Annotated in this window: 21 protein-coding genes and 3 pseudogenes; 11 read left to right on the top strand and 13 right to left on the bottom strand. The window is 69.5% G+C overall.

Features of this window, described 5'->3' with window-relative positions:
* The first annotated feature begins 39 nt into the window (after positions 1-39).
* Positions 40-1008 (top strand): PfkB family carbohydrate kinase, encoded by a 969-nt coding sequence (locus tag QC826_RS03840; protein ID WP_279764478.1) that lies wholly within the window; start codon positions 40-42, stop codon positions 1006-1008.
* 94 nt (positions 1009-1102) lie between these two features.
* Here QC826_RS03840 and QC826_RS03835 read toward each other — a convergent pair whose 3' ends face one another.
* The 3 genes from QC826_RS03835 to QC826_RS03825 are packed head-to-tail and all read right to left on the bottom strand — an operon-like array spanning position 1103 to position 5000.
* The gene (locus QC826_RS03835) at positions 1103-2668 is read right to left on the bottom strand and encodes a diguanylate cyclase (protein WP_279764477.1); all 1566 of its coding nucleotides are present in this window, start codon (positions 2666-2668) and stop codon (positions 1103-1105) included.
* Positions 2669-2679: 11 nt separating this feature from the next.
* Positions 2680-3723: a lipopolysaccharide heptosyltransferase II gene (gene waaF / locus QC826_RS03830; RefSeq protein WP_279764475.1), complete on the bottom strand. Its 1044-nt coding sequence runs from the start codon at positions 3721-3723 to the stop codon at positions 2680-2682.
* The gene (locus QC826_RS03825) at positions 3720-5000 is read right to left on the bottom strand and encodes an O-antigen ligase family protein (RefSeq protein WP_279764474.1); all 1281 of its coding nucleotides are present in this window, start codon (positions 4998-5000) and stop codon (positions 3720-3722) included. Before QC826_RS03825 ends, waaF begins: the two co-directional genes overlap by 4 nt.
* Positions 5001-5052: 52 nt before the next feature.
* On the opposite strand from QC826_RS03825, the pseudogene QC826_RS03820 reads away from it, so the two are divergent.
* Positions 5053-5202: pseudogene (locus QC826_RS03820) on the top strand (glycosyltransferase); the annotation flags it as partial.
* 43 nt (positions 5203-5245) lie between these two features.
* On the top strand, positions 5246-5884 hold the full coding sequence (locus QC826_RS03815) for a galactosyltransferase-related protein (RefSeq protein ID WP_279764472.1): 639 nt from the start codon (positions 5246-5248) through the stop codon (positions 5882-5884).
* Between the two features lie 35 nt (positions 5885-5919).
* Here the strand turns inward: QC826_RS03815 and QC826_RS03810 are convergent, their stop codons facing one another.
* Together QC826_RS03810 and QC826_RS03805 are read right to left on the bottom strand one after the other, a co-directional pair.
* On the bottom strand, positions 5920-6525 hold the full coding sequence (locus QC826_RS03810) for a response regulator transcription factor (RefSeq protein ID WP_279764470.1): 606 nt from the start codon (positions 6523-6525) through the stop codon (positions 5920-5922).
* Between the two features lie 23 nt (positions 6526-6548).
* Positions 6549-8147: an ATP-binding protein gene (locus QC826_RS03805; RefSeq protein ID WP_279764469.1), complete on the bottom strand. Its 1599-nt coding sequence runs from the start codon at positions 8145-8147 to the stop codon at positions 6549-6551.
* 290 nt (positions 8148-8437) lie between these two features.
* Between QC826_RS03805 and QC826_RS03800 the strand changes: the two genes are divergently transcribed.
* Positions 8438-9376, top strand: coding sequence for a VirK/YbjX family protein (locus QC826_RS03800; protein WP_279764468.1), 939 nt, complete (start codon positions 8438-8440; stop codon positions 9374-9376).
* Between the two features lie 108 nt (positions 9377-9484).
* Positions 9485-9718, top strand: a complete 234-nt coding sequence (locus QC826_RS03795; RefSeq protein ID WP_279764467.1) for a DUF6139 family protein — start codon at positions 9485-9487, stop codon at positions 9716-9718.
* A 15-nt stretch (positions 9719-9733) separates the two neighbouring features.
* Here the strand turns inward: QC826_RS03795 and QC826_RS03790 are convergent, their stop codons facing one another.
* Together QC826_RS03790 and dnaE are read right to left on the bottom strand one after the other, a co-directional pair.
* Complete coding sequence (locus tag QC826_RS03790) at positions 9734-10744, bottom strand: glycosyltransferase family 9 protein (RefSeq protein ID WP_279764466.1); 1011 nt, start codon at positions 10742-10744, stop codon at positions 9734-9736.
* A complete protein-coding gene (gene dnaE / locus QC826_RS03785) occupies positions 10734-14285 on the bottom strand; it encodes a DNA polymerase III subunit alpha (RefSeq protein ID WP_279764465.1) in 3552 nt (1183 codons plus the stop codon). The genes QC826_RS03790 and dnaE overlap by 11 nt, the downstream gene beginning before the upstream one ends.
* Before the next feature lie 169 nt (positions 14286-14454).
* Between dnaE and QC826_RS03780 the strand changes: the two genes are divergently transcribed.
* Positions 14455-14739, top strand: a complete 285-nt coding sequence (locus QC826_RS03780) for a type II toxin-antitoxin system HicB family antitoxin (protein WP_279764464.1) — start codon at positions 14455-14457, stop codon at positions 14737-14739.
* A 36-nt stretch (positions 14740-14775) separates the two neighbouring features.
* Positions 14776-14889: a TA system antitoxin ParD family protein gene (locus tag QC826_RS03775; RefSeq protein WP_279764463.1), complete on the top strand. Its 114-nt coding sequence runs from the start codon at positions 14776-14778 to the stop codon at positions 14887-14889.
* Positions 14890-15063: 174 nt separating this feature from the next.
* Here QC826_RS03775 and QC826_RS03770 read toward each other — a convergent pair whose 3' ends face one another.
* Positions 15064-15327, bottom strand: a complete 264-nt coding sequence (locus QC826_RS03770; RefSeq protein WP_279764461.1) for a DUF1902 domain-containing protein — start codon at positions 15325-15327, stop codon at positions 15064-15066.
* A 544-nt stretch (positions 15328-15871) separates the two neighbouring features.
* Here QC826_RS03770 and QC826_RS03760 point away from each other — a divergent pair.
* Positions 15872-16306: a type II toxin-antitoxin system death-on-curing family toxin gene (locus tag QC826_RS03760; RefSeq protein WP_279764460.1), complete on the top strand. Its 435-nt coding sequence runs from the start codon at positions 15872-15874 to the stop codon at positions 16304-16306.
* On the opposite strand, the gene QC826_RS03755 is transcribed toward QC826_RS03760, so the two are convergent.
* A complete protein-coding gene (locus tag QC826_RS03755) occupies positions 16289-16606 on the bottom strand; it encodes a colicin immunity domain-containing protein (RefSeq protein ID WP_279764459.1) in 318 nt (105 codons plus the stop codon). The two genes, QC826_RS03760 and QC826_RS03755, sit on opposite strands and share 18 nt — an antisense overlap.
* Before the next feature lie 193 nt (positions 16607-16799).
* Here QC826_RS03755 and QC826_RS03750 point away from each other — a divergent pair, with 193 nt between their 5' ends.
* The 3 genes and pseudogenes from QC826_RS03750 to QC826_RS03740 all read left to right on the top strand — a co-directional run.
* Entirely contained in the window at positions 16800-17723 is a 924-nt protein-coding gene (locus tag QC826_RS03750; protein WP_279764458.1) for a sulfurtransferase, read from the top strand.
* Positions 17724-17763: 40 nt separating this feature from the next.
* Positions 17764-18648, top strand: coding sequence for an FkbM family methyltransferase (locus QC826_RS03745; protein WP_279764457.1), 885 nt, complete (start codon positions 17764-17766; stop codon positions 18646-18648).
* Between the two features lie 66 nt (positions 18649-18714).
* Positions 18715-18855 (top strand): annotated as a pseudogene (locus tag QC826_RS03740) (sulfurtransferase); the annotation flags it as partial.
* 81 nt (positions 18856-18936) lie between these two features.
* On the opposite strand, the gene QC826_RS03735 reads toward QC826_RS03740, so the two are convergent.
* From QC826_RS03735 to QC826_RS03720, 4 genes and pseudogenes are all read right to left on the bottom strand, one after another.
* Positions 18937-19689 (bottom strand): acyltransferase family protein, encoded by a 753-nt coding sequence (locus QC826_RS03735; protein WP_279764455.1) that lies wholly within the window; start codon positions 19687-19689, stop codon positions 18937-18939.
* Positions 19690-19771: 82 nt separating this feature from the next.
* Positions 19772-20077 (bottom strand): annotated as a pseudogene (locus QC826_RS03730) (acyltransferase family protein); the annotation flags it as partial.
* 248 nt (positions 20078-20325) lie between these two features.
* Positions 20326-21357: a TolC family outer membrane protein gene (locus tag QC826_RS03725; protein WP_279764454.1), complete on the bottom strand. Its 1032-nt coding sequence runs from the start codon at positions 21355-21357 to the stop codon at positions 20326-20328.
* A gap of 32 nt (positions 21358-21389) precedes the next feature.
* On the bottom strand, positions 21390-21683 hold the full coding sequence (locus QC826_RS03720) for a TolC family protein (protein WP_279764453.1): 294 nt from the start codon (positions 21681-21683) through the stop codon (positions 21390-21392).

The raw sequence follows: 21683 nt of genomic DNA, 5'->3' as shown, positions 1-21683 counted from the left end.
CGGCACCGCCGGCCGCTGCTACATATCAAGGAGTGGAACATGGTGGTAACGTATGGCGAAGCACTGGTCGACATGATTGAAATGCCGGACGGGCGCTTCGCCGCCGTGCTGGGCGGCTCGGTGTGCAACTTCACCCAGGCGATGGCGCGCCAGGGCCTGGCGGTCAGCTATTTGAACCCGCTGTCGCGCGACGAGTTCGGCCGCCGCTTCGCCCGCCTGCTGGGCGGCGCCGGCGTGCGCCTGGCCAGCCCGGCGCCGAGCGCGCAGCCGACCTCGCTGGCGGTGATCACCCTCGACGCCGACAAGACACCGTCCTACGTCTTCCACCGCCACGGCGTGGCCGACCGCGACATCACGGCGGCGCAGGCCTGCGCCCTGCTGCCGGCGGCGCCGCGGCTGTTCCACAGCGGCGGCCTGGCGCTGGTGACCGAGGACGTGGCGGCGGCGCGCGCCATCGCCGCGCAGGCCAAGGCGCGCGGCGCGCTGGTGTCGATCGACGCCAACATGCGGCCGCTGGTCTGCCCCGACGTGGACGGCTACGCCGCCGGCGTGCGGCAGATGCTGGCCGAGGCCGACCTGGTCAAGGTCAGCGAGGAGGATTTGGAACACCTGGGCTACGCCGGCCAGGCGCCGCTGGAGGCGGCGCGCGCGCTGCTGCACGCCAGCGGCGCCAAGCTGCTGGCGCTGACCCTGGGCGCCGACGGCGCCGTGCTGCTGACGCCGCACGCCGCCGTGGCGCTGGCCGCGCCGGCCGGGCTGGCGGTGGTCGACAGCGTCGGCTGCGGCGACAGCTTCTGGGCCGGCCTGCTGTCCAGCCTGGACGAGGGCGGCCAGCTGGACGGCGCCGCGCTGGCGGCGCTCGGCCCGGCCGCGCTGGAGCGCGCCCTGCGCGCCGCCGTCGCCTGCGCCAGCCTGAACCTGATGCGCGAGGGCTGCCAGCCGCCCGACCGCGCCGAGCGCGACGCCTTCCTGCGCGGCGGCCACCTGGGCGCCGCGCGCGCCGTCTAAGCCGCCGGTTTTACGCGGACCCGGGCCCCGGCCCGCTGACCCCGCTGACCCCGGCTCGGCTGCTGCTGCCCCCGGCTGCCGGTGGCGGTGGCCTTCAGGTGGTGCGCGGCGGCGGCGCCGGCTCGGTCGCCAGGCGCGCCAGCACGGGCGCGCGCGCCACCCGGTTGCGGCCGTCCGACTTGGCGGCGTACAGCGCCTGGTCGGCGGCGTCGACCAGCATGCCGGCCAGGTGCACGTCGCGCTGCGGCATCAGCGTCGCCACGCCGGCGCTGATGGTCACCACGCCCAACGGGCTGGCCGCGTGCGGCAGTTGCAGCGCCTCGACGGCGGCGCGCACCCGCTCGGCCACGGCGTGGGCGCCGGCCAGGTCGGTGTCGGGCAGCAGGATGGCCAGCTCCTCGCCGCCGTAGCGCGCCGTCAGGTCGCCCGGCCGCTTCGGCGTCAGCGCGCGGATCTGCGCGCAGACGGCGCGCAGGCAGTCGTCGCCCTTGCTGTGGCCGTACTCGTCGTTGTACTGCTTGAAGTAGTCGACGTCGACCATGACGAAGGCCAGCAGGTGCTGGTAGCGCATGGCGCGGCTGAACTCGTTGCCCAGCGTGACGTCGAACTGGCGCCGGTTGGCCAGCCCGGTCAGGCCGTCCTGCATGGCCTGCCGCTCCAGCGTGCGGTTGACCTGCTCGAGCGCGTCGCGGGCGGCGCGCAGCTCGCCCTCGGCGTGCTCGCGCAGCCCGATCTGGCGCACCAGGCGCTGGCCGAACAGGCCCAGCATGGCCGCCAGCAGCACCACGCCGAGCGAGTGCAGGAAGGTGTCGCGGCGCCACTGCGCCAGCATCTCGTCGCGCGACAGCGCCGCCGTGACGAACAGGGGATAGTGCTGCAGCGGCCGGTAGCTGTTGAGCCGCACCTGGCCGTCCAGCGGCGACAGCAACGTGGCGCTGCCGGCCAGGCGCTGCGGCATGAAGGCGGCGTACAGGTTCGAGCCGCGCAGGCCCTGGCCGATGGTGGCGTCGTCGAAGGGCCGGCGCAGCAGCAGCACGCCGGCGTTGTTGAACAGCGCCACGGCGCCGTGGCGGCCGACGTCGAGGCTCTGGTAGAAGCGGCGGAAGTGGTCCAAGTCGACGGTGGCCAGCACCACGCCGCCGAAGCCGCCGTCCGGCTTGTCGATGCGGCGCGACACCGGGATGATCCACTGCCCGGTCGAGCGGCTCACCACCGGCAGGCCGACGTAGGCGGCGCGGCCGGGATGGCTGCGGTGGTGGCGGAAGTACTCGCGGTCGGCGTTGTTGAGGGTGGCGTTGAGCAGCGGGCGCGAGTTGACCAGCCAGCGGCCCTGCTCGTCGTAGGCGAACAGGCCGCCCAGCTGCGGCAGGTTGGCCACCTGCGCCACCATGCGCGTGTGCAGGCGCGCCAGCGCGGCCTCGCCCAGGCCGTCGGCCTCGATGCGCTCGACCAGCTCGGCGACGCTGGTGTCGGCCGCCTTGATGCTGTCGTCGGCCTGCTGCGCCATGGCGCGCGCCAGGTTGAAGGTGGCGCGCTCCATCTCGAGCAGGCGCTCGGCGCGCGCGTTCCAGCTGCGCCAGCCGTCGATCGCCACCAGCGCCAGGCAGACCACGCCGACGAACACGCGGGCCCAGAAGACGATGGGGAAGCGTCTGTGCATGGCCGCCCCGCTCAGCCGGCCGGCGCCGACAGCAGCTCGCCCAGGCGGCGCCAGACCAGCGCCGGCTCGATGCCGCGCATGCAGTTCTGGTGCCCCAGCGGACATTCGCGCTGGCGGCACGGCGCGCAGTCCAGGCGCAGCGAGATGGCCGCCGAGCGGTCGGAGAACGGCGGCGCGTGGTCCGGGTCGGTCGGGCCGTACAGCGCCGCCACCGGCCGGTTCAGCGCCGAGGCGATGTGCAGCAGGCCCGAGTCGTTGGCCACCACCGCCTCGGCCTTGGCGATCAGCGCGATGGCCTCGGCCAGGCTGGTGCGCCCGGCCAGGTTGTGCACGGCGGCCAGGCCGCCGGCGGCGGCCGCCACCTCGGCGCACACCGCCTCGTCCTTGGGCGAGCCGAGCAGCGCCACCTGGCGGCGCGGCTCGGCCAGCAGCGCCAGCCGGGCCAGCGCGGCGAAGTGGGCCGCCGGCCAGCGCTTGGCGGCGCCGAACTCGGCGCCCGGCGCGAACACCAGCAGCGGGCGCCCGGCGTCGAGGCCGGCGCCGGCGCAGGCGCCGGCGATCTGCGCCGGCGCCACCGCCAGCGCCGGCCGTGGCGGCGCCGCGCCCAGCGGGCCGGGCGCGCCGGCCAGCGCGGCGTAGAAGGCCACCATCGGCCGCGGCGGCGTGTCGTCGCGGTGCATCACGTTGATCAGGCCGTGCCGGCTCTCGCCCTTGTAGCCGACCCGCCTGGGGATGCCGGCCAGCCAGGGGATCAGCGCGTACTTGAGGGTGTTGGGCAGCACGTAGGCGGCGTCGTAGCCGCGCGCGCGCAGCAGCCTGGCGTAGCGCCAGCGCTCGCGCAGCTGCAGCGCGCCGTGGCGGAACGGCGTCTGCAGCACCTCGTCGACCTCGGCCATCTGGCGCCACACCGGCGCCACCGGCGGCGGCGCCAGCACGTCGATCGGCGTGTCCGGCCGCGCCGCGCGCAGCAGTTGCAGCAGCGGCTGGGCCATGACGGCGTCGCCGATCCAGTTCGGCGAGACCACCAGGATGCGCGGCGCCGCGGCGGCGCTCATGCCGCCGCCTTGTCGGCCGGCGCGGCGGCGGCCGCCGCCGCCTCGTCCTGCGCGTTCAGGCACAGGCCCATCAGCAGGAACAGCATCAGCGCGTAGAACATCGTGCTGCGCACCGACCAGAAGATCACCTCGGTCAGGCCGAAGCTGAAATAGCACACCACCAGCAGCGCGCCGGCCAGCGCCGGCGCCAGCAGGCCGGCGGCGGCGTCCGGCCGGCGCCGCAGGATGCGCAGGAAGAACAGCAGCGGCAGCAGCAGCGTGGCGCCCCACACCAGCAGGCCCAGCACGCCGCCGTAGACCAGCGCCTGCACGATGTCGTTGTGGAAGTGGTCGAACTGCAGCACGAAGGGGTCGAGCTTGCCGCCGGCGGCCAGCTCGACCAGCTCGGCCTTGACCTGGGGCGCCGCCGCGCCGCTCAGCGGGTGGCGCTCGATCAGCATCGCCGCGCCGCGCCACAGCTCGAGCCGCACGCCCATGTTGCTGTAGGCGTTGCCGCCGCCGAAATAGGTCTGCACGTCGGCGACGCCCTGTTCGAGCCGCTGGCGGGCACCGGTCTGCGGCACGAAGTAGCTGGCCGCCAGCAGCGCCAGCGCGGCCAGCGCGGCGCACTGGCGCGGCCGGCCGCGCAGCACGTGGCCGTAGCTCACCATCAGCACGCCGGCGAACAGCACCGCCACCCAGCCGCCGCGGGTGCCGGTGGCGATCGAGCCGACCAGGCCGGCCAGCGCGCCCAGCGCCGGCCACAGCGCCTGGCGGCCCTTGAAGTCGCTGCCGGCGGCCAGGCACATCAGGCCCATGCACAGGACGATGTCGCCGAAGGTGATCGAGTTGATCAGGCCGCCCGGGCGCTGCATGCCCATGCCCCAGCGCTGGTAGACCGAGAAGGCGGCGCCGGCCACGGCACCGGCGATCAGGCCCCACCACAGCGCGCGCCGGCTGGGCCGGCAGGCCAGCACGGCCAGCATGACGGTGGCGGCGGCCAGCATGCGGCCGGGCTTTTCCAGCGCGCGCAGGTGCACGCCGTGGCGCAGCACCATCAGCAGCACGGCGAAGGCCAGGCCCAGGCCGAAGGCCAGCAGCACGCCGCGCACCTGCGGCCAATGGCGCCGCAGCGCCGCCATGCCCTCGCGCCGGGTCAGCACGGCCGCCAGCAGGAAGGCGAAGCTGCACAGGCCGACGCCGAAACTGCTGATCAGCGTCAGGAAGGGCAGGCAGAACAGCAGCAGGTGGATCAGCAGGGAGTTGCCGCGCGCCGGCCCGGATAAAGTATGATTCATTCTTGTTCTTGTCGGTTCTATTTGCAATCTATCAACACAGGCAGCGGACTTCATGCACCAGGCACCAACCATCTCGGTCATCATCACCACCTACAACCGTCCCGACGCGCTGCGCGCCGTGGTCGAGGCGTGTTTCGCCCAGGACGACCAGGATTTCGAAATCATTATCGCTGATGACGGCTCGGGCGACAACACGCGCGCCTGCGTCGCCGCGCTTCAAGCGGCCGCGCCGCTGCCGCTGCGCCATGTCTGGCAGGACCAACCTGGGCTTCCGCGCCGCCCGCGCCCGCAACCTCGGCACGCTGGCCGCGCGCGGCGACTATATCATCTTCCTCGACGGCGACTGCGTGCCGCAACGCGACTTCGTGCGCCGCCACCGCCGCCTGGCCCAGCCCGGCCACGTCGTCTGCGGCAGCCGCATCCTGCTCAGCGAGGCCGGCACCGGCCGCGTGCTCGGCGAGCACATCGACCTGCAGCGCCTCGGCCTGGGCCGCGTGCTGCGCTGGCGCCTGGCCGGCCACCTGAACAAGCTGCTGCAGCTGCTGGTCGGCTGGCCCGACCTGGGCCGCACCACGCGGCGCTTCTCCTGGCGCCGCATCAAAAGCTGCAACATGGCGGCCTGGCGCAGCGACCTGGAGCTGGTCAACGGCTTCGACGAGAGCTTCCTCGGCTGGGGCCACGAGGACTCCGACCTGGTGGTGCGCCTGTTCAACGCCGGCGTGATGCGCAAGGACGGCGCCTTCGCCACCGAGGTGTTCCACCTGTGGCACCGCGAGAACCAGCGCGACCAGGAGTCGAGCAACCGCCAACTGGTGCTGCGCCGCGCCGCCGAGCGCACCACCCTGGCGGTGCGCGGCCTGCGCGAGGAGGCTGCCGGCGGCTAGCCGCCGCACCCGCGCCGCGCCCGCTGGCGGGCGCGCTACTCGTCGAGCATGCTCAGGCGCACCAGGTCGGCCACGTTGTCGACCCCCAGCTTGCCCATCAGGCGCGCCTTGTGCACCTCCACCGTGCGCACGCTGATGCCCAGCGCCGGCCCGATGTCGCGGTTGTGCTGGCCCGTCACCACCAGTTGCATCACCTCGCGCTCGCGCGGCGTCAGCTCGGCCAGCAAGGCCAGGCCGCCGGCGCGGCGCCGCTCGGCGCCGCGCTGCTGGCGCTCGCGCGCGTAGGCCTCCTCGATGGCGCCGAGCAGCTTGACGTCGTCGAACGGCTTCTCGAGGAAGTCGATGGCGTTGGCCTTGAAGGCGGCGCGCGCCAGCGCCACGTCGCCGTGGCCGCTGACGATCACCACCGGGATGGCGCAACCGAGCTCGGTCAGCCTGGCCTGCAGGCTCAGGCCGTCCATGCCGTTCATGCGGATGTCGGCCAGCAGGCAGCCGGCCCAGTCGCAGCGGCGCGCCGCCAGGAAGTCCTCGGCGCCGGCGAACATCGCGGTGCGGTAGCCGCGCAGGCCCAGCAGCAGGCCGAGGGCGTCGCGCACGGCGGGGTCGTCGTCGACGATGAAGACGGTCAAATCATGGGGCAAGGTGGTCTCCGGGGCATGGTTGTTTATTGTTGTGTGTGCTTGTGTGTGCTGGTGTCGGCGGCCGGCGCGCCCAGCGGCAGCACCAGGCGGAACACGCCGTGGCCGCCCGCGTCGAAGCGCAGGCTGCCGCCGTGCGCCTCGGCGATGGCGCGGCTGAGCACCAGGCCCAGGCCCATGCCGCTGGCCTTGGACGTGACGAAGGGTTCGAACAGGCGCCCGGCCAGCGGCTCGGAGACGCCGCCGCCGCTGTCGACCACGCTCAGCTGCAGGCGCGCGCCGGCCAGCTGCTCGACGCTGACGCGGATGCGGCGCTGGCCGGCCGGCCGCGCCAGCACGGCGTCGAGCGCGTTGCCCAGCAGGTTGCGCAGCACCAGCTCGATCTGCAGGCGGTCGGCCTGCACCGCCAGCGGCGCCGCCGCGTCGACGCTCAGCTCGACGCCGTGCTGGCGCAGCGCCGCGCCCTGCTGGGCGCAGACGGCGCCGAGCAGGGCGCCGATCTCGAGCGCCTCGAGGCGCATCGCGCCGGTGCGGAAGAAGTCGCGCAGGCGCACCACCACCTCGGCGGCGCGGCCCGACTCGACGATCATGCGGCCGATGGCGTCCTTCAACACCGGCCCCGTCTCGCCGCGCCCGAGCAGGTATTCGCAGGCCTTGCCGTAGGCCGACAGCGCCGTCATCGGCTGGTTCAGCTCGTGCGCCAGCGCGGCCGCCATCTCGCCGGCGGCGGCCAGGCGCAGCGTCTGCTTGAGCTCGGCCGAGACCTGGCGCAGCTCGTCGACCACCGCGCCGATGAAGAAGCCGACCAGCGCCAGCATGGCGTCGAGCGTCTGCAGCTCGCTGCCGGCGATCGCCACGGCGGTGGTCCACTTGACCAGGCCGATGATGCCGGCCTGCAGCACGAAGACCATCAGCGCGGCGCCGTACAGGCCCTGGCGCGAGGCCGCCCAGATCACCGGCAGGAACAGGAAGTACAGGTACTTGAACTCGGCGTTGGCGACCGCGCCGAACACCGCGTACAGCACGCCCACGCCCAGCGCCAGGTAGGCCAGCGTCTCGCCGCGCCAGAGGATGGCGCGCAGGCCGGCGCGGCCGGCGGCGCTGGCCAGCATCCAGATCAGCGGCATCGACACCAGCACGCCGACCATGTCGCCGACGCCGAAGCGCAGCAGCGCCAGGCCCCACTGCGCCGGCGGCACCAGGCCGGCGGCGCACAGCAGGCTGATGTAGACCAGGGCGTTGAACAGGCAGCCGGCGGCGACGATGCCGCCCCAGCGGAACAGGCGGCGGCGGCGGTCGAACAAGGCGGCGCTGGAGAAGCGGCGGCGCAGCGCGGCGCCGATCAGGCCGTAGCCGGCGGTCAGCCAGAGCGCGCCGAGCAGGGTGACCCAGGGGCCGGCCGGCATGCCGCGCACCAGCACCTCGCCGCCCAGCAGCGCGCAGAACAGCGGCAGCGCGGCGCGGCGGCCGTGCAGCAGCCAGAACACCAGGCCGAGCGCCGGATCGGGGTTCCACGGGGTGATGTTCAGGCCGTACAGGGGCTCGATGTAGGTGGCCCAGTCGAACAGCAGATACAGCGCGACGAAGGCGGGGTACTGCAGCGGACGGAGGAAGGCGGGACGCATAGGCTGGGGTTTGTATCGTTATGTTGCATTATGCACCGGCCGCGGCGTTGGCGCATCGCCAATTCCACGTACGGGTTCCACGTAGTTTTGCGCGCATCGCACGCTATTTTGCGCGCAAACGGCGGCCGGCCGCCATCCCCGCCACTACGGGTATGCCGTAAGCCAATCCGCCAATTTACAGTACGTTACATAAGGAGTTACCATTCCACTATTGCTCATTGCGTCCAGGCATCCCCGCCCGGCGCCTGCGCCCGATTTTCCGCCCACCGGCCTACCCGAGATACCATACGATGTCGCCACTGATCACCCTACGCTCCGCTCTGAGCGGCACCGACGGCCTGTCGCACGTGCGCGAGACCATCAAGCTGTCGCTGCGCGCCTTCCTCAACCGCCAGGCCACCTACGGCTGGCTGCAGCTGCTCAACTCGCACCCGCTGTTCCACGAGCTGGTCAAGGCGCGGCCGCGGCTGGTCTACAAGATCTACCGCCCCTACCTGAGCAACAAATTCGACTGCGCCGAGCGGCTGGCGCTGCTGCAGGCGCACTACCGCTTCATCTTCCGCCACGGCCTGGGCGCGCTGGTGCTGCGCGCGGCGCAGCAGCCGGTGCTGCTGGGCCGGGTCGAGGGCAAGGGCGGCACACCCTACGGCATCGAACTGTGCGCCGTCGAGCCGCTCGAGCGCGAGGGCGAGCTGGTGCTGCGCCTGGTGCGGGGGACCGACCTGGTCTACTCGGTCGCCTTCTCCTTCTTCCGCGACGGCCCGCACATGGCGCTGGGCATCGGCTGCCTGCAGGGGCCGCAGGGCGAGCACGGCCTGGGCCTGATCCGCGAGGCCACCCGCGAGCTGCACGGCCTGCGGCCGAAGAACCTGATGGTGCGCCTGCTGGCCCAGCTGGGCCACGACCACGGCTGCCGCCACATGCTGCTGGTGGGCAACCCGAACCGCGCCGTGCGCGCCGCCGCCCGCAAGGGCCGCGTGTTCGCCGACTACGACGCGCTGTGGCAGGAGATGGAGGCGCGGCCGCGTCTGGACGGCGACTACCAGCTGCCGTGCGAGCCGCTGTGCCCGCCCGACATGGCCGGGATCGCCTCGAAGAAGCGCTCCGAGGCGCGCAAGCGCTTCGACACCCTGCTGGCGCTGGCCGCCACCGTGCGCGCCGGCCTGCAGGCGCCGCACATCGAAGCGGTGGCCAGCGGCGTGGACGCGGCGCTCCGGCCGCGCGCTTGACGCGCCGCGCGCCGTGCCGGCGCGCAAGGCGTAGAATCGGCATTGGCGCCGCCGCCGGCGGCGCCGCCCACCCCGGTGGGCCGACGTTGCCACAAGGGAGCAAGCACGATGCGCATGGACATCTACCGCAGGGCCGAGCACGACGGCATCTTTTCCTACCTGGCCGTACCCGAGGGCAAGCCGATCCCCGAGGAGGCCATCAACACCGACTGGCAGCGCGAGACCAGCGCGCTGGAGGTCGACGAGCAGGCCGCCGGCCTGCCCGGCTACCACATCGACCAGCCGCTCGAACAAATCCGCGCCAAGGGCTACGCCATCACGGCGCTGAAAGACATGGGCTGATACCTTGTCCCCGCGTCACTTTAGATAGGCGGCGCGCAGCGCCGCCGCCTTGGCCAGCACGTCGGCCACGGCGAAGCCGTCCAGGCTGTCGGGGCAGTCCGACAGCACGCGCGCGCTCAGGCGCGAGCGCGGCCCCCACTCCACCTCCTTGACGCCGTTGTTCTGGTAGATGCCGACCACCGCCGTGTCGTAGGCCGAGGCGATGTGGATCAGCGCCGTGTCCGGGCTGATCACCAGGTCGGCGCGCTGGCACAAGCGCAGCAGGCGCGGCAGGTTGCCCTGGCAGTTGACCACCCGCCCGGCCGCCGCGCCGCCGGCCTCGGCCAGCACGGCCCCGGCCGCCGCCGCGGTCGCGTCGGTGCAGACCAGGCACAGCGCCGCCCGCGGCGCCAGCGCGCCCAGGCCGCGCAGCAGCTCGGCCGCCTGCGCCGCGCCGATGTTGCGCCAGGCGTCGGCGGCGAACAGGTTGACCGCCACCACCTCGCGCCCCGGCGCGAACATCCGGTCGATCTCCGGACAGCAGGGCGGCATGCCGATGTCGTAGGCCAGTTCGGCCTCGCCGGGCAGGCCCATCTGCTCGAGCGCGGCGGCGCAGGCCGCCACCTTGTGCGTCGGCGGCCCGCCGTTGAGGCCGCGCAGGTCGATCACCCGGCCCGGCCGCGCCAGCCACAGCAGCAGCTTGCTCTTCTCCTTGCGCAGCCGCTGCCAGGTGACGATGTAGTCGTAGCGCTCGCGGCGCAGCGCCAGCGCGGTGCGCACCGTCTCGAGCCAGCCCGGCCGCTGCACGCTCCACAGCCGCGCCAGGCGCGCGTCCTGGCCCCAGAAGAGCGCCGTCGCGCCGGCCACGGTGGCGTGGATCTCGCAGTCGGGCGCGCGCGCGCGCAGGGCGGCGACGAAGGCGGTGTTGACCACCGCGTCGCCCAGCTTGCCGTCCTGCGAAAAGAACAGCACCTTGCGCGGCGCCCGCGCGGCGCCGGCCACCGGCGCGGCGGCGGCCGGCGGCGCCGGGGTCGGCCTAGTACTCAATGGCCACCTCGGTGGCGCCCAGCTGCTGCTGCAGCGCCAGGGTCAGCTCGTCGGACGGCGCCACGCACCAGGCCTCGCCCAGCTGCAGCACGCAGGCCACGCCCTGGGTGTTGATGCGCGCCTGCACCGGCAGGCCGGACTCGGAGCGGTGCGGCGCCAACACCTCGGCGATCTTGCGGCTGTCCAGCGTGGCCGGCAGCGCCAGGCCGAGCTGGCGGCCGTACTGGATGCGCGCGGCGACGATGTCGAACACCTTCTCGGCCGAGATGCGCAGGCCGCCTGAGAAGCGGTCCTCCGACACCTTGCCGACCACGGCGAGGAACTCGTCCTCCTTGATGATCTTCTTGTTCTCCTCGTACACCTCGGAATAGATGGTCACCTCGACCACCGCGCTCTTGTCGTCCAGGGTGACGATGAGCAGCTTGCCGCGTTGCGTCATCTGCGGCCGGATGCCGGTGATCACGCCGCACAGCATGCGCGGCTCGCGCGACGGCTCCAGCTCGGCCAGCTTGGTGCGGGCGAAGCGGCGCGCCTCCGGCGCGAACGAGTCGAACATGTGGCCCGACAGGTAGAAGCCGAGCGCGATTTTCTCCTCGGCCAGCTTCTGCCGGTCGCTGAAGGGCGCGCACTTGACGTACTCGGGCGGCGCCACCAGATCGCTGTCGTCGCCGCCGAACAGGCTGACCTGGTTGGCCGCCTTCAGCTCCTGGTCGGCGCACTCCATGGCGAAGGCCACGCTGGCCAGCAGGATGGCGCGGTCGATGCCGAGGCAGTCGAAGGCGCCGCTGCGGATCAGCGACTCGATGGTGCGGCGGTTGATCTGCTTCTTGTCGACCCGCTTGCAGAAGTCGAACAGGCTGGTGAACGGCCCGCCGGCGCTGCGCGCGGCGATGATCGCCTCGATCGCGCTCTGCCCCGAACCCTTCACCGCGCCGAGGCCGTAGCGGATCTGCGTGACCTTCTTGCCCGTCACCGAGGGCGGCGGGCCGTCCGGCATGAAGCGGTAGTCGGACTTGTTGATGTCCGGCGGCAGCAGCGTCAGGCCGCAGATGTCGATGCAGTCCTCGACCAGGATCTTCACCTTGTCGGTGTCGTCCATCGCCAGCGACATGTTGGCCGCCATGAACGCGGCCGGGTGGTGCGCCTTCAAATACGCCGTGTGGTAGGACAGCAGCGCGTAGGCGGCGGCGTGCGATTTGTTGAAGCCGTAGCCGGCGAACTTCTCCATCAAGTCGAAGATCTCGTCGGCCTTGGCGGTGCTCAAACCGTCCTTGGCGGCGCCGTCGCGGAAGATCTGGCGGTGCTCGGCCATTTCCTCGGCCTTCTTCTTGCCCATCGCGCGGCGCAGCATGTCGGCGCCGCCCAGCGAGTAGCCGCCGACGATCTGCGCCATCTGCATCACCTGCTCCTGGTAGACCATGATGCCGTAGGTCTCGGACAGAATGGACTCGGTGCGCGGATCGGGATAGTCGAACTTTTCGCCGTGCTTGCGCTTGCAGAAGTCGGGGATCAGGTCCATCGGGCCCGGACGGTACAGCGCCACCAGGGCGATGATGTCCTCGAAGCGGTCGGGCCGGGCGTCCTTCAACATGCCCTGCATGCCGCGCGACTCCAGCTGGAACACGGCCACGGTCTTGGCCTTGGTCAGCAGGTCGTAGGAGGGACGGTCGTTGAGCGGCAGCTTGGCCAGGTCGAACTCGGACTCCTTCGGATCGAGCAGCTTGATGTAGCGCACCGCGCGGTCGAGGATGGTCAGCGTGGTCAAACCCAAAAAGTCGAACTTGACCAGGCCGACGGCCTCCACGTCGTCCTTGTCGTACTGCGACACCACGCCGCCGTCGCCGCCCTGGGTGTACAGCGGGCAGAAGTCGGTCAGCTTGCCCGGCGCGATCAACACGCCGCCGGCGTGCATGCCGATGTTGCGGGTGATGCCCTCGACCTGCTGCGCCAGTTCGAGCAGCTGGGCCACCTCCTCCTCGTTCTCCTGGCGCTCCTTGAGCATCGGCTCCTCTTCGATGGCGTCGGCGATGGTCACCGGCTTGCCCGGCTTGAACGGGATCAGCTTGGAGACGCCGTCGCAGAAGTTGTAGCCGAAGTCCATCACGCGGCCGACGTCGCGGATCGCGCCCTTGGCCGCCATGGTGCCGAAGGTGGCGATCTGCGACACCGCCTCCTTGCCGTACAGGTCCTTGACGTGCTGGATGACGCGGTCGCGCCCCTCCTGGCAGAAGTCGATATCGAAGTCGGGCATGGAGACCCGCTCGGGGTTGAGGAAACGCTCGAACAGCAGGTTGTACTTGAGCGGGTCCAGGTCGGTGATCAGCAGCGAGTAGGCCACCAGCGAGCCGGCGCCGGAACCCCGGCCCGGTCCGACCGGCACGCCGTTCTCCTTGGCCCACTGGATGAACTCGGCCACGATCAGGAAGTAGCCGGGGAACTTCATGTTGCAGATGGTGTCGGTCTCGAACTTCAGGCGCGCCTCGTAGCGCGGCCGCTCCTTCTCGCGCCGCTCCGGGTCGGCGTACAGCTCGAGCAGGCGCTTCTCCAGGCCGGCCTTGGACTCGGCGACGAGGAACTCGTCGATGCTCATGCCGTCCGGCGTGGGGAAGTTGGGCAGCTGCGGCTTGCCCAGCGTGAGCGTGAGGTTGCAGCGCTTGGCGATCTCCACCGAGTTGGCCAGCGCCGCCGGCAGGTCGGCGAAGCGCTCGGCCATTTCGGCCTGGGTCTGGAAGCGCATCGACTCGTTGAAGCGGCGCACCCGCTTGGCGTTGGCCAGCATCTCGCCCTCGGCGATGCAGGTGCGCGCCTCGTGGGCGATGTATTCGTCGGGCGAGATGAACTGCACCGGATGGGTCGCCACCACCGGCAGGCCCAGCTTGGCCGCCAGCGCCACGGCGTGGCGCACCTGGGCCTCCTGGTTGGCCTGGCCGGCGCGCTGGATCTCCAGGTAGAAGTGGCCGGGGAAGATCGCCGCCCACTTCTGCGCGTGGCGCTCGGCCAGCGCCAGGTTGCCGTTCTCGATGGCGATGCCGACGTCGCCGAAGTGGGCGCCGGACAGCGCGATCAGGCCGTCGGCCGGGTTCTCGCCGGGCAGCAGCTCGTAGGTGTTGGTGGTCAGCGCCTGCAGCCACTCCATGCGCACCTCGGCGCGGCCCTTGTACTGGTTGGTCAGGAAGGCCGACGACAGCAGCTCGCACAGCTGCAGATAGCCCATGCGGTTCTTGGCCAGCAGCAGCAGGCGGCTGGGCTTGTCGCGGTTGTCGTCGTTGCTGATCCAGACGTCGACGCCGACCACCGGCTTGATGCCCTTGCCGCGCGCCGACTTGTAGAACTTGACCATGCCGAACAGGTTGGACAGGTCGGTCATCGCCAGCGCCGCCTGTTTGTCCTTGGCGGCGGCCGAGATCAGGTCGTCGATGCGCACCAGGCCGTCGACGATCGAGTACTCGGAGTGCACCCGCAGGTGGACGAAGGCCGGGCCGCCGGCCACGGCCGCAGGGGCGGAGGCCGCGTTGTCTTGTTCGTTTGCTACCATGTTCATTCGCTGCTACCCGCTGGATTCATATCGCGCTATTTTACCGTGTTCAACGCTCCAGCCGGGTTTGAATGATGGGGCGCGGCGATGGCGGGACTGGCTTGCGGGGCGCTCTCGAAAGTGTAAGCTGTAGATACATGCGACTTGCCCTCCATCCGGTCCATCGGAGGTAAGAATGAAATACCCAGTTGCGATCGAGCCAGGCGACGAGCGGCGGGCGTTCGGTGTGGTGGTGCCGGACTTGCCCGGCTGTTTTTCCGCCGGCGACACCTTGGACGAGGCGATCGACAACGCCCGCGAGGCCATCGATCTTTGGCTGGAGACTGTGATCGACGGCGGCGGCCCGGTGCCCGACGCGCGCCCATTTGCCGAGCACTACAACGATCCCGAATTCGCCGGCTGGATTTGGGCGGTGGTGGAGATCGATTTGTCCGGTACAGTGGGGAAGTCGTCGGTGTAGTTACAAGTTTGGTGCAAGGGAGGAGGTTATATCGATATGTCGACAAGTACATCTATAAGGATTAGCCAGGAACTGTATGAGATTGCGAGGCGGCATGCGGCGCTGGAACATCGCACTATCGCCGGACAGATCGAATTCTGGGCCAGATAAGGGCGGGCGATACTGGAGAATCCCGACTTGCCGGTGAACTTTGTGGCGGAGTCGCTGACATCGCTTGCTGAACCTCGCGAGCAGACCGAGCCGTTCTTGCCGCGCGGCGGGAGAGGTTGACGGAGCGCGACTCGATGGGCAACAAAAGTACAATGACAAGCTTGTAATACCCATTCATGCCAGGCAAAGGCGCAGATCAGTTACAGGCTGAGGAACCGGCATCGTCTGCATCTGCAGCGATAGTAGTTCGTATGTGGCAAGGTTCACCTCTTTTACTAGATCATCCATTGACGTCGCTTCGCAGACCAGCCCCCGCAGATCGTCGCTGGTTGCCACAAATACGCCAGCCTCGTCATCGCGGACCACATTGACTCTCAGCTTCAGGGGCACGCCCAGACGGGCCATCTGCTTCCAAAACGGAAAACCGATTCTGTACATATTGTGCGCCCTAAAGCTTGTTGAATAGTAAGGTGTTTCGCGTGTTACTTTGGCATGGCTGTGATACGACCATGGAATCCGATTCATAGTACATGAAAAAAATGGCACATTTCCTTGCTGGGACAGCAGGCAATGTTCTCGCTCAAGCAGTGCTGTGCGGTTCCGGCTCGATGGTTGAGAATGACATTGCTCCTACCTGGCAATGATGGGGCGCGGCGACGGCGGCGGGATGGGCTTGCACATCCCCCCCTAACCGATCAAGCTGCTTGACATACTTTAGGCCAGATATATAATAAAACTTATATAGAAGGGGGGCCTTATGATCGCAATCAAAGTCACTACCGTAGGCGCATCAGAGGGGCTGATCTTGAACAAGGAGGTCAGGCGCATCCTGAACGTGCGGAAAGGCGATACCCTGTATCTGACCGAGGCCCCCGGACGGCGCGATGCGCATCACACCGTACAACCCGGAGTTTGAGCGCCAGATGGCCTTGGCCGAGTCGATCATGCACGACGACCGCGAGATCCTGCGGGTGCTCGCCAAATGAGCTGGCAATGGGTGCGGCGAGATACCGTTTTTGCGGTGCACGACAAACAACTGGCAGTGCACGGTGGATTGGCCGGCGTACGCGACCTCAACACCGTGGAGTCGGCGCTGAATCGGGCGCAGAACCTCGCCGCCGACGGCGATCCACCGCCGGACGTGGCCGACCTTGCGGCGGCCTATATCTACGGCATCGCCACCAGCCACGGCTTCAGCGACGGCAACAAGCGTACCGCCTGGGTGACCGGCCGCCTGTTCCTGGCGATCAACGGCGAGTCGCTTGCGTTCAGCGAGTTCGACGCCATCAACTTCATGCTTGCGGTCGCCGCCGGCAACATGACGGAGCTGCAGGCAGCCGACTGGATACGCCAGCGCCTTGTCACAGCAGAATCCCCCTGCCCTCTTCTACAGGCGAAGTCAGCGAAGATTTGCTGAGGCCAATTGGGCGCGCGCATGCCACTCCCCCATGCGCGCCGCAATTTCCGCCGCCTTGCGCTCCACCCCGGGCTCGTCCAAGTAATAGCTGGGGTCGCTGGCCAACAGCTCCATGTCGTCGGTATAGGAATCGAGGACGGCAAAAAGCTCATCAAGCAGGAGGAACAGCGGTTCATCGAGCACCAGAGACTCCGCCTTGAACCGTGCGATGAAAATACGTTGAAAGTCCGGCAGAGACAATTCATGGTTCAGATAGCTCGCCAGCAACTTGCTTGAAATGGCGTAAGCGTCAATCATCATCCACCTCCCAATCTTCCCGTGTTTAGCACATGCCACAAAACTGTGCATCGGCAGCCAACGACCATGATACGCCGCAAAAGCCGAGCGCCACCTGGCGGCGCCCACAATTTGCCCATTAAACAGGCAGCGGCGGCGCCCGCCACCGCGTTAGCGCTTATAATGTCGCCTGTCCCGCTTTTTACCGATACGCACCATGCAAGAGCACACCTCCAGCGCCGCCGACCAGGCCGGCGCAGCCGCAGCGGCGGCCGCCGCCGCGCCGCACGTCAACATCTCCGCCTACAAGTTCATCACCTTCGACGACACCGAGGAAATGCGCCCGCAATACCAGGCCATTTGCGCCGAGCTGGGCCTCAAGGGCACCATCCTGCTCACCCCCGAGGGCATCAACATGTTCCTGTCCGGCCCGCGCGGCCAGATCGACCGCTACCTGGCCTGGGTGCGCAGCGACGCCCGCTTCGCCGACCTCGAGGTCAAGGAGAGCTACTCGGCCGAGCAGTCGCACAAGCGCATGCTGGTGAAGATCAAAAAGGAGATCATCACCATGCGCATGCCGCTGATCAAGCCGGAGGACGGCCGCGCCCCCTTCGTCGAGGCCAAGACGCTCAAGCGCTGGCTCGACAACGGCGTCGACGACGCCGGCAAGCCGGTGGTGATGGTCGACACGCGCAACGACTTCGAGGTCGACGTCGGCACCTTCGACAACACGGTCGACTACCGCATCGCCAAGTTCACCGAGTTCCCCGAGGTGATCGCCGCCCACCAGGGCGACTTCGCCGGCAAGACCGTGGTGACCTTCTGCACCGGCGGCATCCGCTGCGAGAAGGCGGCGATCCACATGCAGAACATCGGCTACGACAGCGTCTACCAGCTCGAGGGCGGCATCCTCAAGTACTTCGAGGAGGTCGGCGGCGCCCACTACACGGGCGACTGCTTCGTGTTCGACTACCGCACCGCGCTCGACCCGCAGTTGCAGCCGACCGAGACGGTGCAGTGCTTCGTCTGCCGCGCCGTGGTCACGCCGCGCCAGCAGCTCTCGCCCGAGTACGTCTACGAGGTGTCCTGCCCGCACTGCCACGGCAAGCAGCAGCCGGCGGCGGCTGGCCAAAGGGAGTAAAGCGTAGTACCATGAAATATTGGAATTTAGCAAACCTCCTATGACCTCGCTCTCCCAACGCTCGCCCTTCCGCCAATTCGCCCGCGCCTACGGCAGCCTGCTGTCGCTCGCCGGCAGCAGCCAGGAGATCAGCCAAACGCTGGCGCGGATCGCCGCCACGCTGGCCGAACAGGCGGCCGCCACGCCGCCGGCGCCACCGCCGCCGGCGCCGGCCGGGAAGATGGACATCGACGTGCACCGCCGCTTCGGCTTCGACCTGATGCTCGACAAGTCCTCGCTGGTCGACCGCACCGTGATCGAGACCGGCCAGTGGGAGCCGCAGCAGCTGCACTTCCTCGGCCAGCTGGCCGAGCATTTCCGCGGCCAGCGCAACACCGTCTTCCTCGACATCGGCAGCTACTGGGGCCTGTACTCGTTCATGATGCTCAAGACCCGCATTTTCGACCAGATCCTCGCCTTCGAGGCGGACGGGCACAACTTCGCCCAGCTGCAAACCAACGTCTTCCTGAATCGGGCGGCGCGCGAGATCAAGGCGGCCAACCTGGCCGTCACCGACCGCGACCACACCCTGCACGTGTGGGACAGCCTGGCCCACCCGGATGGCAACCGCGGCGGCGTCGGCATCGCCGAACCGGGGGTCCACTTCCCGATCACGGCGGTGCAGGCGGTGGCGATCGATTCCTACCTGCCGCTGTCGGGCGCCAACCTGCTGATCAAGATCGACGTCGAGGGCCACGAGAAGGAGGTCATCGCCGGCCTGGCGCGCACCGTGCGCGACAACAAGGTGATCATGCAGGTCGAGATCTACGAGCCGCAGATGGCCGTCGCCATCCCCCTGCTGGACGGGCTGGGCCTGCGCCGCCTGCAGCAGATCGAGCACGACTTCTACTACACCAACATCGCCCCGTCCGAGCTGGGACGCTAGGCCGCGCCGGCGCCGAAACCGGCGCGGCAAACGACAACGGCCGCCGCCGCCGCGCAGCACGTCAACATCTCCGCCCACAAGTTCACCAGCTTCGACGACAGCGGGGAAATGCGCCCGCAGCACCAGGTCATTTGCGCCGAGCTGGGCCTGAAGGGCACCATCCTGCTCGCGCCCGAGGGCATCTACATGTTGCTGTCCGGTGCGCGCGCACACGGTCGGCAGCTGTCGCCCGAGCACGTCTACGAGCTGTCCTGCCCGCACTGCCACGGCAAGCACCGGGACGCCGCTTCAGGCGCCGGGCCGACGCTGCGCCGGCGCCGGCTCGGCGGCCGGCGCCGGCCCGAGCGGCACCGCGCCGTAGCTGCCGCGCAGGCGCAGGAAGGGTTCCTCGATGGCCCGGTAGCTGAGCGTGGCCAGCCCCCAGGTGGCGGCGTAGACCACGGCCAGCATCAAGGCGGCGTCGAGCAGCACCACGCCAGTGGGGGCCACCAGGCCGACCTTGCCGGCCAGCGTGTGGATCACGCCCATGTGCAGCAGATAGAAGGAATAGCTGATCTTGCCGCCATGGTTGAGCAGGCGCTCCAGCAGCGCCGGCAGGCGGCCCTGCCAGGCCACCCAGCAGACGATGAACACGGCCCAGCCGCCGCTCTCGAGCAGCGACCAGCCGATCCAGAAGGCCGACTTGGCGGTGGCGTTGAACGGCGCGCGGGCGGCCTGCAGCGCGCTGTCACACACCACCAGCAGCAGCGCCAGCGGCAACAGCCAACCGGCCAGGCGGCGCAGCAACGCCTCGTGGCGCCGGTACAGCACGGCGCCGAGCATGCCGATCAAGAACTGGTCGAAGCGGCCGACCAGGGTGCTAAAGAACATCAGCGTGCTGTGCGCGCTCTCGCCGTACACCATCAGCTTGAAGAACAGCATCAGGCCGAGCAGCTGCAGCAGGTAGCCGGCGCCGCGCTGCAGGGCGAAGCGGCTGAGGAAGGGGAACAACAGGTAGAAGGCTAACTCGAGCGGAATGCACCAGGCCGCCCCGGTGACCACGCTGAGCGAGGTCGGCGAACTGCCCAGGTTGCCGGAAAACAGGTACAGGAAGGTCCTGCGGCTGGAAACGGTCGCGCCCGATCGACACGGCGATGGCGAACACCACCAGGTACAAGGGCGCGATGCGCAGCAGGCGGTTGCGCAGGAAGGGCCGATAGGCGATGTGCTGCTGCTGCTGGGCGATGCGCATGAACAGGAAGCCCGACAGCGTGAGGAACAGGGCGACGCCGGTGTGGCCCTCGGTCAACAAGCCCCACCAGGGGCTGGCCAGGCCGGCGCCGCCGGCGCCGCGGTACTCGTAATAGAAGTGGAACAGGAAGACGATGCTGGCGGCGAACCAGCGTAGCTGGTCGATCCGTGGGCTGTAGGGCAGGTTGACGGACTTCATAGGCGGGCATGTTCCTTGCGCGCGGTGGCGCGCGACAGTCCATCATCGCACAGCGGGTGGGGAACGGCCATCCCGCTAGTCTATAAGCGCGCGCCGCATTGGTGCAAAAACCACGCTCCGCCCTCCCCCGCCAGGCGTCCATGAGTGAATTCATGTTCGCCAAGCAACTGCGCGGCACCGGCGCCGGCCGGCTGAAACAAAGGCGCCCCCCCCCCCGCCTGGGGCCGCCTTTGTTTCGTCGTCGCCGCCTAGCGGAAGTAGGTCGCCATCTGGCGCACGTCGTCCATGCCCAGCAGGCCGGCCGCCGCGCGCAGGCGCAGCGTCGACAGCAGGTAGTTGTAGCGGGCCTGGGCCTGGTCGCGCAGGCTGCTGCTCAGCTGCTGCTGGGCGTTGAGCAGGTCGAGGTTGATGCGCACACCGCCCTTGATGCTCTGGCCGGTGGCCTTGACCAGCAGCTCGCCGGACTCGACCGCCCGGTCCAGCGCCTGGATGCGCGCCACGCCGCTGACCACCGAGGTGTACTGCTTGCGCAGGTCGAGCAGCACCTTGTCGGTCTTGGCCTGCAGCTCGGTGCGCGCCTTCTCCAAGCCGGCCCGCGCCTGGCGCGACACGGCGTTGACGTAGCCGCCCGAGTACAGCGGCACGTTGATCTGCACGCCGACGGCGCGCGCCGTCGACTCCTGCGTGTAGGTGTTGAGGGTCTCGCCGTTGGCCTTGGTGTAGCTGGCGAACACGTCGATGCGCGGGGCGTGGCCGGCCATGCTCTTGTTGAACTCCTGCTTGGCCGACTCGATGGCGTAGACCTGGGCGCGCAGGTCCGGGTTGCTGTCGAGCGCCAGCTTGCGCCAGGCCTCGAAGCCGCCCTCGGGCAGCGCGGCGACGCGGAAGTTCGGCGCCAGCTCGTCGAGCTCGCCCACCTCCTGGCCGACCAGGGTGGCCAGCGTGGCGCGCTGCACCGCCTGGTTGTCCAACGCCTCGAGCATCTGCGCCTCGGCCAGGTCCAGCTTGGACTGGGTCTCGAGCATGTCGGTGCGGGGCCCCTCGCCCTTGTCGAACAGGCGGTCGTTGACCCGCTTCTGCTCCAGGTAGGTGGCGCGCTGGGCGCCGATGATGCGCACCTGCTCGCTGGCGAACAGGGCGTCGACGTAGGCCGAGGTGACGCGCAGGATCATCTCCTGGGTGCGCGAGTCGAAGGCGGCGGCGTTGTAGTCGCTCTGCGCCAGGCCCTGCTTGTAGCGCGCCAGCGCCTCCAGGTTGAACAGGGGCTGGCGCAGCGTCACGCTGGAGCTGCGGCTGGTGTAGCGCGGATGGGTCAGCGTGGCGCGGCCCAGCAGCCCTCGCCGCGCAGGTCGGAGCGGTTCTGGCTGGCCGAGTAGCTGGCCGACAGGTTGGGCAGCAGCGCCGAGCGGCCGATGTTGCGGTACTCCTCGCCGGCGGCGGCGTCCTGCACCGCGCCCTGGTAGGTCGGGTCGTTGAGCAGCGCCGCCTGGTAGGCCTGCATCAGGGTCAGCGCCGAGGCGGCGCCGGCCTGCAGCAGGCCGCCCAGCACGGCGGCGCGCACCAGGGCGCGCAGCAGCGGACGGCGCGATTGTGCTTGCATGCTCAT

It is taken from the genome of Rugamonas sp. DEMB1, assembly GCF_029834475.1.
Lineage (GTDB): Bacteria > Pseudomonadota > Gammaproteobacteria > Burkholderiales > Burkholderiaceae_D > Rugamonas > Rugamonas rubra.
This window is presented reverse-complemented; position numbering and strand designations above follow the sequence as displayed.